Raw genomic sequence first — 15707 nt, 5'->3', positions numbered from 1 at the left:
TACAATAAGCTGATTTTAGTATTTCGTAATCTTGCGCTTCGCATTGATATTATGCCTTACTATTAGGTGCCTCTTCAACTTGAGGAGCACCATTAATATCGCGGTGAATACCTTGCATTTGTGTTTCAATATTTTGCAAGCTATGCGCGCAATCGAGCAAAGTTTGAGAGTGTTCAGCCAACTTTGCATCTGGCAAACCGGCTTTGTATCTTAAAGCGTGCTCCAAGCTAGCCCAATAATCCATCGCAATAGTTCGGAATTGCACTTCAACTGGCGTGTAGTGTGCTCCAGAAGACAAGAACACAGGAACTGCATAAATTACGTGCAAACTGCGGTATCCATTAGGTTTTGGATTCTTAATATAATCCTTAACTTGCAATACTTGAATGTCTGTTTGTTTAGAAAGATATTGTGCTACAGAATACACATCGTCGCAGTAGTTGCAAATTACGCGAATTCCAGCTACGTCGAAAAGATTATCACGTATAGAGCGTGTGGAAATATCTAGATGACGCCTTTGCAGCTTCTCAAAAATTGAGTGCACTGATTTAAGACGGCGTTCCATGTGGTGAATTGGGTCGTGAGAGAATCGCACCTGAAATTCGCTATCTAGAATCTCGAGCTTTGTACTTATTTCGTACATTGCTCCTTCGTAAATTTGCATCATGTTTACAAATTCGTCGATTTGGTCTTCAGGAAGCATAAGCGAATTAGTTTTGTCGCATTGGGAGCAATTTTGTTGATTTTTTGTATTGCTTACATTGCTACTTAAATTGTTGCTTTCATTAGCTGCTTCGTTGCTATGAAGACGCGCATAGAGTTCTGCTGCGTTTACGCGGTTATGACGATCAAGTATCACGTCTTTTAATAATACTATAAAAACTGCTAAACGTCTGGGAGTGCGTATGTAAATGTAATATTCTTTGCAAAGCGTGATATAAATATCTTAGGTGATTGCGCGCAAGCAAAATCTAGGAAAGTATTTTGACGGGGAGTGTATTTTGTCTGAAAATAAGCAGGATAATATTCCTAAAGTAATTTCAATAGTTGGTCCTACAGCTTCAGGCAAAACTAGTCTTGGTATTGCGCTTGCGCAAAAATTAGCTGAGCGTGGGATTCGTGCGGAAATCATCAACGCAGACGCGTATCAAATGTATCGTTACATGGATATTGGCACGGCTAAGGCGAGTGCGCAGGAGCAGGCGGAAGTACCACACCATTTGCTTGACATTATTGATCCTGAAGAAACGATGACGGTTGCGCGCTTTCAAACTTTGGCAAGGCAGTGTATTAGTGAGTTGCAATCGCGTGGTGTGAGGCCGATTTTAGTTGGAGGATCGGGATTGTATGCTCGTGCTGCTGTGGATGATATTACATTCCCAGGCACGGATGAGTCTATTCGTGCAGCTTTGGAGGAGCGCGAGCGCAAAGAGGGAGCGAGTGCGCTGTTTGATGAGTTGAAGCAGAAGGATCCGGTTGCTGCGGCTCATATGGATGCGCGCAATCCGCGACGTACAATTCGCGCGCTTGAAGTGATTGAGCTTACAGGAAAGCCTTATTCCGCAACGCTTCCGAAGTATAAGTATGTGATTGATTGCGTGCAAATTGGCTTAGATTTGCGTCGTGAAGATTTAGATAAGCGCGTGGATTTACGTACGCAAATTATGCGTGAGCAGGGTTTTGTGGATGAGGTGCGCGCAATTCGAGGGCGATTGGGTGTGACTGCAGCTCGTGCTCTTGGCTACCAGCAGATTATGGATTATTTGGATGGCGTTTGGAGTGAGGATGAGGCTTTTGCGGATATTGCGCAAAAAACTCGACGACTTGCACGCAAACAAATGGGTTGGTTTGGTAGGGATGCACGCATTTACTGGTTGGACGCGTTGCGACCGGATCTTGCGGAAGCTGCGCTCGCGATTGTTGATGCTGCGGATGCGGGGGAGTTTGATTGCAATAGTTCTGACGCTACTGAGCACGCTACTCAGCACCATCTCGGAGATGCTTTTAACGTTTAATTTAAGCATTGAAAACATTGGGATTTGCTACAAAAAACGCCACTGTTTGAGCAGTGGCGTTATTGCGTTTGTGGAGTCGCGGGGAATTGAACCCCGGTCCGGTGACCGTACCCTCGGTCTTCTACGTGCGTAGTCTGCTGGCCGTGCGGCAGTTTTTCTGCCCCCATATTATCGCAGACAATTCATGGCGAGCATATCTACAGTCAAAGTCCCTGAATTGCCCTGCAGCTCGGCAATTCAAGCAAGTCTTCTTATGACGTTCAGCACCACTCCGAAGACGTGAGTGGGTGAACGGAGCAGCTGCTCACTGGTTAATCCTGGCGCGAAGCTCAGGCAGCGAGAGCGAACTCAGTGCGATTAGATTTAGCACTTATTCTTTTGCGAAAGGACGTTTACGAGTGGACTTCCGCATTCTCGGCACGCTTCCCCGCGGCGAACAGATCGCCGTCGAAACCGATCGACCCCTTTTGATTTTTCAAACAATTGTTGCTCTAGAGCACACATTTCTACATTGTATCATATTTTAACGCGACGAACTGCTTGAGCACTTATTCCTCACGGCATAGTCGTTCGGATGATTTTTTTTGGGGGGGGGTATTGATTAGTATACTATTAGTTAGGTGATTTTATTTGCCAAGCGTAAATATGAGTTGTAGTTGATTTGTAATGAATAAAAGATTATAACAAATGTTTATTTTATGTCCATATATTGTATTCATGTATGATACATATGAAGATTTATAAGTATGCGTGGTCTACTTGAAATTGGTTGGAGTGAGGAGAAATAATGGCAGAGCGTAAAGATTTACACGGTGATGTGGTACCAAGAAGAACACTTCGTAAGGCTCATGCGGTGAAGCGTTCTCGTGCTTTGCGTAAGGGAGTTGCTGGAGTTGCTGTTGCTTCAACTTTGGCAATGATGCTGCCATCTGTTGTAGCTTCCGCGCTTCAGCCTACTCAAAAAGATATTATCGATGCGTCTAATATGACGCAAAAAATGGGCAAAGGTAAGCCTGATGTAGACGAATTGAACATGCAGCGTTGGGGTGCTGGCGTGCTCAATAAGAGTGCTCAAACTCAAAAGTTTGTAGAGCTTGCGCGTCATGATGCACAAATGCAACAGTTGCGCGAGGCTGAGGGATCTCGCAAAGAGCAAGAAGATAAGAAACCTAGTGAAACTACTTCTGGTGCATCTGTGCTGGAAACGAATGCATCTCCATCTGCATTGGCTGCGTCTCCTTCTGAGCCGCTGACTAGTGTGAAAAATACCCCAGTTGCAATTTCTTCTCCCATGCCTATTATGCCTTCTGTAGGTGCTGTGAAGTCTGTAAATTCTGATAAAGCTCTTCATGACGTTCAGTCTGCTACGCCTACAAAGACTTCTGAGATTAAAAATGCAACTTTAGGCTCAAAGTCAAATGTTACTGAAAATACAGTAAGTGCTGCTGAATCTGCTACGGTGAGTGCGCCAGTGTCTAATTCTGTTGTAAAAAGTGCGACTGCTAATAGGCAAGCTCATCAAAATACTACTAATCCAGATACGACGAAGCCAGATACTGCGAAACCGGTTCAGAATGTTGATAATAAGCCGGCTACTACAAATACTGCAGCTACAAAGCCAGCAGAAGTAAAGCCAGAATCAACGCCAACTGCGAAGCCAGCAGAAACAAAGCAACCGGAAGCAAATGCTGGTGACGTTGATCCAGCTGAAAATCAGCAGCCTGCAAACGTAGAGCCAGCTGCTGCAGATGCGGCTCCTGCAGGTAATACAACTGCATCGTCTACTCCTGTAACTCCTGCAAATGCAGAATCTAACACTGGCACTGGAACTGCAGCGACCACAGGTACAGATACAATTGCACGAACCAATGCACAAGGTTCGCAAAGCAGTGCAGAAGGTGCAACTACAGGTGCCACAGGCAAAGATAAAAGCGCTACGCCTTCAACTACTGCACAAAACTCTGCTTCCCAGAATCAATCTGCTTCTACGCCGAACAATGATACAACTCACTCAACGCCTGCTTCGAACAATCAGCCAACGCCTTCACCTTCTCCTTCACCTTCTCCTGCACCGACCTCTGGCACACCGACCTCTGGCACACCGAACGCTGGCACACCGAACACTGGCACAACAACTAATAACGCAGCAACTGATCCAGACAGCCAGGTAATTAAGCCGAATACGGATAATCCAGAGGCGAAGAGTACAGAGCAAGCCAACGAACAGGTACAAACCGACACTAAGCCAAAAGCTACGTACAATTTGCAAATTCGCTATACGATTGGCGGTGCTGCGAATAAGCAGCTTGTACAGCCTTATGAGCTTACAATTGACCAAGAAGACTTCGATAAGCTCGACAAAGATGGTAAGTACGAATACATTGAGCTTCCGAAGGCTGCTGGATACCGTCCATCTGTATACCATTCCGGGGATTATCAGTACTATATTAAAAATGACGAAGGCAAGTTTGTTATTGACGACGGTACGGATGCGGATGCTAAGCGCTACTTGCGTTTGAGTAAGAAGCTGATTACTGAGTATGCTGTAAAGAAAAGGCCGGCTGTTGGAGCTAACAACGGCGCTCAAGCCCCGCAAGCCTCGTCATCTCAAACAACTTCGCAATCTTCATCATCTGCGCAACCGGCAGTAGAAGACGGCATTCAGTATTACGGCGAGTTGAATATCAACTACGCTCCTAAAACAGCTAAGTACTATGTGCGTCACTTGGTGCAGGATCTCGATAATAAGGATGAGTTTCACGATGCTCCAAATCTTGGCGTTGGCAAGACTATTGAAGTAACTTACAAAGATGGCAAAAAAGAACGTATCCACGTCACTGAAGTTACTGGCACTGTTGGTTCAGATGTGAGTGCTGTAGCTCTGTATATTCCAGGATACGAGCCGGAGCATAATCTTATTAGCTCGCCACTTTCTGATTCTGAAGATGAAAAAGACAAGCTAGTTTTGAACCTTCGTTACTATCGTAAGGCGTATGAAGTTACTTACGATTCTGCTGGCGGCACGGATGTTACTGCTCAAAAAGTGTATTATGATCAGGAAGTGCCTGCGGTTCCAGAACCTACATATCGTGGTCATAAGTTCCTTGGGTGGCAGGTAGTAAAACCAGGGGATACTAATCAATCAAATACTTCTGGTAGTCCACTAATTAAAGGAAATTCTACTAACTACAAGATGCCGGATCACAATGTGCGATTCCGCGCAGTTTGGGAAGCTAACAATACTACCAGCTACCGCGTGAACGTGTGGGTACAGAAGGCGGATTTGGTAGACAAAGAGCATCCGGATTCGCTTGTAAACTACGACTTTGTTGGTCTTGTTGAGCGCACGAATGTGCAAACTGATAGCGACGTTGTGCTCGATAAGATGGATGATGCTGGTGTTGCTAAAGATACTGATGAGCTTAATGGTAAAAGCGAAACTGATTATGTAACGAACCCGGAGCTTGGCTTAACAAAAGAAGAGTTGCAAGGTACAGATGCGAATAATCATAAAGATGGCTTAATTTCAAAGTTCAACTGGATGAACGATACGCCTGTAACAAGCTTAGACGGGTATGATACTGAGCATCCTGGTGATGCTAACAACAAGGGCAAGGACTTATTCACGCGCTACTTCCACGTGAATAAGAAGCTGACTAAAGAGCTTAACAGTGAGGAACATAATCTTGTGCAGGGTCGCCCAGATTTAGGCAAACGTAGTAAAGCGAAGCTTTGCGCAAACGACTTAAACAACACTCTTAACTTAGTTTACGACCGCAATACTTATGAGCTTATTTTTGCTAAGCCTGCTGGCGTCAATAGCGGTGACAATGTTGCTATAAAAAGAAAAGATGAAAACGGCAAAACAACTATTTATTGCTATGCTGGCGGTGGCGGTTGCTCAACGAAGTATGAAGGTAAAGATGAGGATGATAATGGCGCTAAAATTAACCATAAAGGCTACCGCGTAAATGTTCGTTACGGTCAAAAGCTTACTGATATTTGGCCTGATGTAAATGAATTATATTTTAGTGAAGAGGGAAAAGGCTCTTTAGGGTGGCAGCTTGGATTTGCGGGGGATGTAAAGTATCGTGACACTCCTCCGTATCGTTTTACTAAAGAAGAATTTGCTGACCCTAGTTGGCGTGTAGTGGGTAAGAACCAAGCGCCTAAAATTAGTGATGACCCTTCGAATCCTGATGCAAAACAATATGAGTTAAAAGATAATCAGCGTCTGCTTACTGCTGATAGCAGTGATCAAAGTCAGCCTATACAGGTGATTATTAGGAAGCAAAGTATTGCATCCGCTAAAAAGGGTGGTACAGCAAGCGATGACGATTATGAGCTTTCTACCGATTCTTATAGCAAAGATGATACTCCCAACACTGGCTATGATTATCCAGCTCCATCTATTGCTGGTTTTAATCCTGCTGATGGTTATGATAAGACAAAAGTTGGTGATGCGTTAGATTCAGACGACTTTAAAGATAATCTGGAAGTGTGGTATAACGAATCTCATGCTCATGGGAATTGGGATGATTTAAGTGAGGATGAGCAGAAAGCTTTTGCTAAAAAGTATCATTTAGCATTTCGAAAGTATAGGGGCGTTCCAGTAGATGAACAAGAAAATTATAAAGGTGATGAAGATGAATTTAATGATAACAAACCACTTGAATTTAGGTACGACCGCAAGTCGTACGACGTGCAGTTTTATAATGCGGATGGCAATGCTATAACAGATGGCAATGTCGCTGCTAAAGAGAGATTGCCGTACGAGTATAGCTTGACTAAGCGCGGCAAAAAAGATTTGACGGGCGAAGACAAAGAGCTATACGGCAACGTTAAGTCTTACGATGATTCTGTAACTAAAGAGGGTGGTGATAACACCGCAACTCAGTTCGATGGCAAGTACACATTCACACTTAACGGCAAAACTTACTCCATCACTCGTCCTAACAATTTGCCAAAAGACTACGTGTTTAAAGGCTGGGCTGTTGATCAAGCTGGTAGTCAGCTTATAAATGGCGAGAGTGAAGATGCTAAAGGTGAAAGCAAAGATAAAAGTAAAGCTAAAGATGTTACAATGCCAGTTAATGGCATTAAGCTTTATGCTGCGTGGGGTAAGCCAACTAATATTAAGCACACGGTAACGTTTAACTACAATATGCCAAATACCGATGGAAACGGTAATGAGGTAGCTGGCACAAACGTAGTTAAGAAAAAGGAGTTCGCTCGCTACCATGTTATTGACGAAAAGGATGAAATAGGCACTCCAACTCGCAAAGGCTACGACTTCTACGGTTGGGAAATCAACAAGAATGGCAAAACTTTGCCGTACGCCTTTGGCAACAAAGTAGTAGAAGATATAACGCTTAACGCAGTGTGGGTGAAGGATACTCGCTACAAGGGCACTTTTAAGCATATATTCTTAAAGCCTGGATACACGATTTCTGACTATAAGGATGCTGCTACGAAAGAAGCCAAAGCTGCGATGGTAGACCATACCGCCGAGCAAACGGTTTCCGGCTTGCGCGAGCATTTGCGCTACAATGCGGAAGCAGTCTATAGTGACGAAACGCACTTCCCAGATAAGCATTTCACGAGCTTTGAAGCTTCGAGTACTGAATCTGAGAATACTGGCGAGTTTATTTACCAAACTTATAATATGCGCAAGTACAAAGTTCGCTATGTAACTATTGGTAAGGACGGTAAAGAAAAGGAGCTTCTTCCAGAAAGCGAAGTTAGCTCTGTAAATAGGAAGTATGACGTAGTATTCTACAAGCCTATTGAAGGCTTTAAGCCAGAAAATACGCAGCAGCGTATTGAATACGTTACTGATCCTTACGGCAAGCAAAAAGCTGACGATATTCGTACTATCACATTTAGATATGATGACGTACGCGTGCTTAAGCGTAAGGACGATTATCAAGCTCGCCCAGATCACTACACGCGTTACGTGTTTAAAGTGGCTGATGGTCAAGACTCTATGGGCAGCGTTGTTGACTGGCAGAACAAGGATGTAGCTGACGGCTCTGCTCTTGTGTACGACGCAATTAAGGGCACAAAAGCTTATCAAATGCCACTTCCAACAGTGAAAGCAAAGCCTGGATTTGAGTTTGCAGGCTGGACTTCGAAAGTCGGTTCGTCTGAAGTTGGCTCGCATACGCTTCAGTATTCCGATGGTGTAAATCGCTTGCCGATTCGCTCCGAAGAGCAGAACAATCCTGAGGTAATTTACACTGCTAACTTCAAGATAAAAGCTCCTGTTGCAATTGATACTAAGGTTTTGAAGCCAATAGATACTTTGAATCCGGCTGATCCAACTGCAGCTAAAGCTCTTATAACGAATGCTGATGAGTATCCAAGTGATGCTACGTTCTCATTCGGTAAAGACGAAAAGTTTGACAACACTCCAGGCTTGCACAAGATTAAAGTGCAAGTGCATCTTGATGGCAACATTGCTGAAACTGAAGTGCTGTACCGCACGCTGCCGGATTTGGTGTACGGAAGCGAGTGGGAGAAGTTTAAGGCTACTGACTACGGTAGCAAGCATAAAGACGAGTACGTGCCGATTACCTTTACCGGTAAGAACGATGAAGGCACTATTATTGGTCACGATGGAGATAATTCTAATCATCCTGATGACGGAGACACTACGCTTACTGCGTACGTTTATAAAGGTAAGGATGTTAGAATCCGTGTGCCGCAAGCTTTCGGTAAGGATCATAGTGCCGATAATTACCACTACGTGTTTAAGGGCTGGGCAACTAATGTTGTAAAGCCGACTGCTGAGAATCCGAATCCAGAGCAGAAGTACGATATCGATTCTGAAGGTCGTTATAAAGATGTTAAGGTTAACGATAATTCCGGCATAACTTATAACGCTGTTTACAAGAAGATTGAATACTTCTCGAGTTCCTCTGACGGCGGTGAAGTTCCTAAAGATGCTGTAGTTGCAATCTTCAAGCCTGCTCCAGGACGATTGTGGAGTGACGGCACGAGTGGACCTAAAGTGTTCTACGTAAAGAAGGGCACTGATATTTCCCAAATTACGAAGATCATTAATGGAAAGCAAGTGAATGTTCTTGAGATGCTGAAAGGCAGTCTCACTGGAGCTACTGGCACTTGGAAACGAAGCAGTATGCTTAATGACGGTAAGAAAGTTACTGAAGTTAAAGATGTTGCTGACGTGACCGGTGATTGGAAAGATGGCTGGAAAGTCAATGAACCATTCCAAGAGTTCGTGGCAGATCAAACCCCTTGGACAGAGCCAGCAGTGCAGACTGATTACCTTGTTGCTGTGCAAGATGACCCTGACACGCTTCCAAAGCTAACCGATTTTATAACTAATATGTCTCAGCTCAAAGCAGATGCTGCTGTGAATAATGGCATAGAAGACATAAAAGTCGAATACGATTTACCAACTGAAGCTGAACAAAATAAGTTAAAACAAAAAATGCTTAAGAAGCCTGCTTTGTACACTGTTCCTTTGAAAGTTACAGTTAAGTATAAGGATGCAGTGGATTACAAGACTTATAGACTTGTAGGACGCTTAAAAGTGCTTTATCAGTTGATGTACCCAGAAAGCTTGCCGAAGGAGAATACGCAGGATACTACGCAAACTGGTGCTAATGCTGAACGCAAACTAGTTTTTGATAAGACTAAGTATGTTTCAGTCAACTTTATAAATGCTCAGAGTGATAATAAGTCACCAAATGGCAAGGGTGAATTTGCTGAAGGTTCGCGCGAGTTGTACTACGCATATAAGCAATCTGCTAGTGGCGTTCGTGCACCGCAGGTTATTGGCAAGGATTACGATGCGAAAGGATACCATTACGAGTTCCAAGGCTGGGAGATGCAGGCAGCTACTGCACCTGTAGCAAATTCGACCAACACGCCAAATATTACGAATGGTACAAATACTGCTGCATCAGTAGTCCCTGTTGTGACACTTGTTGCTACTGCGGCTCCAACACCTACTACTGTGTCGAATCCACCAAAAATTAAGCTATATTCTAGTGCTGAAATTGCTGGTATGAAGTTTAGTGGGAACACCACTTTTATAGCACGTTATAAGCTTGTGCCAAACGTAATTGACGCTTCTCAACAAGACGATATTCCAGATGGCTACGTTGCAACCATATTCCTTCCAGGATTTGGTAGAACGTGGGCTGACGGTTCGTATAAGCCAAAACTTCTGTATATTCGTCACGGAAAAGATAAAGAAGATAACATTAAGTTTGCTCAAAAAGTTGCAAACGATACTGCTGCAGAACTTTCCGGTTTTACAAAGTGGCAAATGTATGATGCAAAGAGCCGTAAGTCAAACATACTCTTACACGACAATTGGGATATCAGCAGGCCGCGCATTTTCGTTGCTGAACAAAATGGCGCTGATGGTGTGAAGATTCCAGAAACAGTTGTTGGCGTTGGAGATAAGATTCCAAACGTCAATAAGCTCGTACATAGTGCTGACCCTAAAGTGAGTGCATCTGTAGATGAGAATGCTAAGGTTGATGTTTCAAAGCCTGGAATTTCAACAATTATGGTGAATGTAACTAAGCCTACTGATGAAATTGATAAGACTACAGGAAAGCAAAAAACTGTTACAACTAAGTTGCCTGTGCATGTGTATGTTTTGCCTAACGTGATTGCAGATAACGATTTGCCGGCTAAGGGCACTGCTGCGGCTAAGTTCATAGAAAAGAACTACACGAAGGTGACGTATGTAGCTGGTAAGGGCGGAAGTTTGCAAAAATCGCCTCTTGAGAGTGCTGGCGACAAGATAGTTTCAGTATATTGGGTACGAAACGGCGCTACTAATTTGCTTATGCCAGTTCCAGATGTGCTTGCCGATAAAGGCTACATGTTCAAGGATTGGTCGTCTGATACGACTGAAAAGCCAGCGGCTCTGGCAGATAAACGCAAGGCCACAGAAGAAGAACGAGAAGCTTTGGCTCGAATGGCAATTATGGATGGTATGCCATATGTAGCAAAGTTGATTCGTAACTCAGATAAATTTACGCTTGCTGCTTTGCAAAATCTCCTGAACGAAGCGCAAAAGCAACATGCTGCGCAAGTCTACAATGCTAAGCGTGAAGAATTAGCTCAGGTTGCTGAAAGAAATCATAAGACTGATCTAGCTTCTGAAATTCGTCAGTCTCATGATTCCTTACAAAAGATTAAGGATAAGCTTGTCCAAAATGGCATTGATGTTGACAAAATCATTGAGCAAGTTCATGAAAAGACTTTGCTTGTAAAACTTGCTAAAGAAGCTGGAAAACCATGGCTTGCCAAGCAAATTTCCAATTCTATGTATTCTTCAATAGAAGCGCTGAAGAATTTGATGCAAGAAGCAGGAATAGACTTAACATTTGCTAATCTTGAGAACGCAATTGATAGTTATGTTCTTGATGAACAGCGAGAAGTGCTCGCTGAGCTTGCTGATGAAGCAGATAAGCCATTTGTTGCAAAGATAATTCGCAGCTCCAAGAAGTCTAGTTTGGAAGCTTTGAAGCAGGTTTTGCGCAATGCTGGAGTAAATCCAGAGATTTCGCTGCCAAAGCCTCACTCAAAACACGAAATCACTATTACTGCAAACTTCGAGAAGATGGCTCCTATGAGGTTTAAGTTTAGTGGTTCTGCTCGCGAGGGTATGTTAACGAACTTTACTTTGCAAAACATGACTGAAGGATCTGGCGATGCTACTAACAAGATTACGGTAGATGGTAAGGAAGTAACCATTAACGAGTTAATCTCAGAGGTTACGAATTCTGTAAACGGTATTAACGCAACCTGCGCTGGTACTGTATGCAAGATTTCCGGCACTCCTAAGATTGTGAATGGAAAGCCAAAAGTTGAGCTAACGTTTACTACTACCGATAAGTATGGTCGCGAAGCGGAAATTGCTGTTGAAATTGATGTGATTTCTGAGAGCAAACCAAACTCTCCAACTCCAGCACCAATTCCAAGTCCAGCACCAGCGCCTGAGCAGCCAACTCCAGCGCCTGAGCAAGTTATTCCTTCTCCTGATTCTTCTATTTCATATGACGTAACTATTGAGGATGAAAAGAAGCAAGAAAAGGATCTAAAAGAAACTGTTGAAGCAAAGCTGGAATTAGCTAAAACTGGTAGCGACACGGTTTCTTCTGCATCTGCTGGTATTTTGTCGGCAGCAATCGCAGCAATTGGTCTTGCGGTAGTAAAGACTGGCAAGCACCATCGCAAGCGTCGCAATAATAAATAATTTATTTAAATTTGGAGCGTTTGAATTTTTCATGCGCTCCATTTTTATACGAATTATAAGCGCGTCGAGGGTGGTGACTAAAATAACGAAGGTTCCGGTTCACGCTTAGCTATTGGGGCTTTGCGACCCGGGTCGCCCGAATTCCATAGGAGACATTATGAAGCAGGGTATTCATCCCGACTATCACGCAGTGCAGGTTACCTGCTCTTGCGGAAGCACTTTCGTAACTCGTTCCACCGCTGATGGCGATCACATGACGGTTGACGTGTGCTCAAAGTGCCACCCATTCTATACTGGTAAGCAGAAGATTCTCGACACCGGCGGCCGCGTGGCTCGCTTCGAGAAGCGCTACGGTAAGAAGACTAAGTAGCTTTTGTGACGCCAGCCCTGTTTTCGTGTAACTCGCGGAATCGGGGCTGGCGTTTTATGTGCTAAACATGTGTGTTTAGTGTTCTACATTTAACATTTAAATTTTTGATTTACAATCCGCGTTAAGCGCGACTACAAAGGAATATGATGGCTGAGTCAGTAGAGGAACAATTCCCGGCAGCAGTTACCGCGTTAGAAGAGTATCGCGATATTGAAAGTCGCATGGGAAGTCCGGAAGTTGCGTCAAACCCGGACGCTATTCGCAAGCTCGGCCGCAGGCACGCAGAACTCGGCTCAATCGTAAATGCTTACCTAAATTACAAGCAGCTTTGCGACGATTTTGAAGCCGCAAACGAAATGGCAAGCGACGACCCAGATTTTGCTGAAGAAGCTAAGCGCTTAGAAGAGCAGCTTCCAGCAGCAAAAGAAAAGCTTCGCACGGCATTAATTCCTAGGGATCCGGATGATGCGCGCGATATGATTATGGAAATTAAAGCTGGCACAGGCGGCGAAGAAGCGGCTCTGTTTGCTGGCGATTTATTGCGTATGTACATGCGTTATGCCGAAAAGCGCGGCTGGACTACCGTAATCCAAAGCGAAAATTCAACGGAACTTGGCGGCGTAAAAGACGTGCAGCTTGCGATTCGTGCAAAAGGTACTCCTGCTCCAGAAGACGGCGTGTGGGCAAGCATGAAGTACGAGGGTGGCGTGCATCGTGTGCAACGAATCCCAGTTACTGAATCGCAGGGGCGCATACAGACTTCCGCAGCCGGCGTAATCGTGTTTCCAGAAGCGGACGAAGATGACGACGAAATCGAAATCGATCCAAAAGATTTGAAGATCGACATTTTCATGAGCTCCGGCCCTGGTGGACAGTCCGTGAACACTACTTATTCCGCGGTTCGCATGACGCATATTCCAACCGGAATTGTTGTTAGCATGCAAGACGAAAAGTCGCAGATTCAAAACCGTGCGGCAGCCCTTCGCGTGCTAAAGTCTCGTTTGCTCGCTATGAAGCACGAGCAGGAGGCAGCAGAAGCGGCGGATATGCGCCACTCACAGGTGCGTTCGCTCGACCGCTCTGAGCGAATCCGCACGTACAATTTCCCAGAAAATCGTATTGTGGATCATCGCACGAATTACAAGGCTTACAATCTTGACCAGGTTCTTGACGGCGATTTGCAGCCTGTTATCGACAGTGATATTCAGGCGGATGAAGCTGACCGCTTAGCGCAAGCCAAGTAAGTAGCCGATTAAAATTTCTAAACAATTCTTAAAATGCAAGAACTTTTGCGAGTTTTGCGCGATGCTGTTAAAAAGCTTGAGTTTGCAGGTGTGGAGTCAGCAGAATATGATGCGCGCTTGCTGCTGGCTCACGCTTGCGGAGTGAGCTTAGCTGAGCTAAACAAAGCTCTGCTTATGGGTGATTACAAGAATTTTTCGCCCGATTATGCTAGCAAATATAGCGATTTTGTATCTAGGCGTGCTTCTCGCGAGCCGTTGCAGCATATTATTGGTCGCGCGTCTTTCCGCTACTTGGATTTGCGCGTTGGCAAGGGCGTTTTTGTGCCGCGTCCGGAAACAGAAGTTGTTGTTGATGCTGGCCTAGATTGGTTGTGCGAATCGCATATTAGCAAGCCTACGGTAGTCGATTTATGCGCAGGTTCGGGAGCAATCGGATTGTCAATTGCAACGGAAGTTGCAGACGCGCAAGTGTGGGCTGTAGAAAAATCTCCTGAAGCTTTTCAATATTTGCGAAAAAATTCTGAAGAAACTGCAAAGAATTACGAAAATATGCAGATTTCCAGTCGATACCATGCTGTTCTTGCAGATGCAACAAAAGCGCATATTTCAGATTTAACTCCTGAACTTCACGCAATTTGCGGCAAAGTAGATTTAGTAATAACGAATCCGCCTTACGTGCCGGAAAATCAAGTGCCGGAACAGATTGAAGTGCGAGAATATGATCCTCCGCTTGCGTTGTACGGCGGCTCTGTGGATGGCTTGCTTATTCCGGAGCAGATTATGCGCGCGGCTTTTGCGCTTCTTAAACCCGGGGGAGCTATGGTTATGGAGCATGATATTTCGCAAGGAGATGCGCTTAAAAAGTACGCGGAAAGCCTAGGTTTTGTGTGTACTCGAGTTGGAAACGACTTAACAGGCAGACCGCGATACACTTTTGCGCAAAAATATGACTTGAATCAGATATATGACTTGAATCAAATAGAAGAAAATAAGCAAAATAAACAACAAAAGCAACAAAAGAGGCAAAAATGAGCAAAATTTGCAATATCAACGGAGAATCACTGCAAATGGCAGCGCAAATTATTAACGAAGGCGGCGTAATCGTAGTGCCAACTGACACTGTGTATGGCGTTGCTTGTGACCCATTTAATGAAGCTGCAGTTGCAAAAATTTACGAGCTTAAGCGCAGGCCGCGCACGAAGGCGTTGCAAATTTTAATGAGCGGAGTGGAAGATTTAGAAAAACTTGGGCTGTATTTGCCGTCTCCGCTGGATATTTTAGGCAAAAAGTTCCTTCCGGGTGGATATTCTCCGATTGCGCGCGCTAAGAAGGACTCGGTTGCGTCCAAACTTGCAACGCTGTGCAAAACGAATGAGACTGATGAGAAAACTCAAGAAACTGAAACAACTCAAGCAATCGAATCAACTCAAGGTGTGCGCGTGCCTGATTGCCCGGAATTAATGCAAATTTTGCGCGTTACGGGCCCGCTGGCTGCTTCTAGCGCGAATCGCAGTGGTAACGAAAGTGCAGACAGCGTCGAGGAAGCATTTGAGGCTTTCGGCAACGAAATTCCGCTGTATTTGAACGCAGGTCCAACTCGCTCGCACGTGGCAAGCACGGTAGTTGGTGCGGATTCAAGCGATAAAGACGGTATTGTGATTTTGCGCGAAGGTGTGATTTCGGAGTGCGAAATTCGTAATGCGTTAAGTGAGTAAGTTTATTAACTTATTTCTGATACTAAATTTCTGGTACTAACAAATCGCTACAATCAAAATAAGCAAGCGAAAAATTTAGCAAACGCTGCTAAAACCAACGAAGTAATCGCATAGCAA

At 44.4% G+C, this 15707-nt stretch carries 7 protein-coding genes and 1 other RNA gene; 6 read left to right on the top strand and 2 right to left on the bottom strand.

Annotated elements, in window-relative coordinates; translation table 11 throughout:
• Positions 1 to 49: 49 nt before the first annotated feature.
• Entirely contained in the window at positions 50 to 859 is an 810-nt protein-coding gene (locus HXT47_RS05300; RefSeq protein WP_004107417.1) for a GTP pyrophosphokinase, read from the bottom strand.
• 142 nt (positions 860 to 1001) lie between these two features.
• On the opposite strand from HXT47_RS05300, the gene miaA reads away from it, so the two are divergent.
• Positions 1002 to 2015, top strand: a complete 1014-nt coding sequence (gene miaA / locus HXT47_RS05295; protein ID WP_032842568.1) for a tRNA (adenosine(37)-N6)-dimethylallyltransferase MiaA — start codon at positions 1002 to 1004, stop codon at positions 2013 to 2015.
• A gap of 68 nt (positions 2016 to 2083) precedes the next feature.
• On the opposite strand, the gene ssrA is transcribed toward miaA, so the two are convergent.
• Positions 2084 to 2480: a transfer-messenger RNA gene (gene ssrA, locus HXT47_RS05290) on the bottom strand.
• Positions 2481 to 2802: 322 nt separating this feature from the next.
• Between ssrA and HXT47_RS05285 the strand changes: the two genes are divergently transcribed.
• From HXT47_RS05285 to HXT47_RS05265, 5 genes are all read left to right on the top strand, one after another.
• Positions 2803 to 12261 (top strand): InlB B-repeat-containing protein, encoded by a 9459-nt coding sequence (locus tag HXT47_RS05285; protein ID WP_421788970.1) that lies wholly within the window; start codon positions 2803 to 2805, stop codon positions 12259 to 12261.
• Positions 12262 to 12418: 157 nt separating this feature from the next.
• Positions 12419 to 12631: a 50S ribosomal protein L31 gene (rpmE, locus tag HXT47_RS05280; RefSeq protein WP_004118797.1), complete on the top strand. Its 213-nt coding sequence runs from the start codon at positions 12419 to 12421 to the stop codon at positions 12629 to 12631.
• 146 nt (positions 12632 to 12777) lie between these two features.
• Complete coding sequence (gene prfA, locus HXT47_RS05275; RefSeq protein ID WP_004118799.1) at positions 12778 to 13875, top strand: peptide chain release factor 1; 1098 nt, start codon at positions 12778 to 12780, stop codon at positions 13873 to 13875.
• A gap of 33 nt (positions 13876 to 13908) precedes the next feature.
• A complete protein-coding gene (gene prmC, locus HXT47_RS05270) occupies positions 13909 to 14907 on the top strand; it encodes a peptide chain release factor N(5)-glutamine methyltransferase (RefSeq protein WP_064340156.1) in 999 nt (332 codons plus the stop codon).
• Positions 14904 to 15590 (top strand): L-threonylcarbamoyladenylate synthase, encoded by a 687-nt coding sequence (locus HXT47_RS05265; protein WP_004118801.1) that lies wholly within the window; start codon positions 14904 to 14906, stop codon positions 15588 to 15590. The genes prmC and HXT47_RS05265 overlap by 4 nt, the downstream gene beginning before the upstream one ends.
• Positions 15591 to 15707 lie beyond the last annotated feature (117 nt).

The sequence above is a fragment of the Gardnerella sp. DNF01205 genome (genome assembly GCF_049244135.1).
GTDB lineage: Bacteria > Actinomycetota > Actinomycetes > Actinomycetales > Bifidobacteriaceae > Bifidobacterium > Bifidobacterium leopoldii.
Note: the sequence above shows the minus strand (reverse complement) of the source record. Positions and strands in the feature narration are given on the sequence as shown.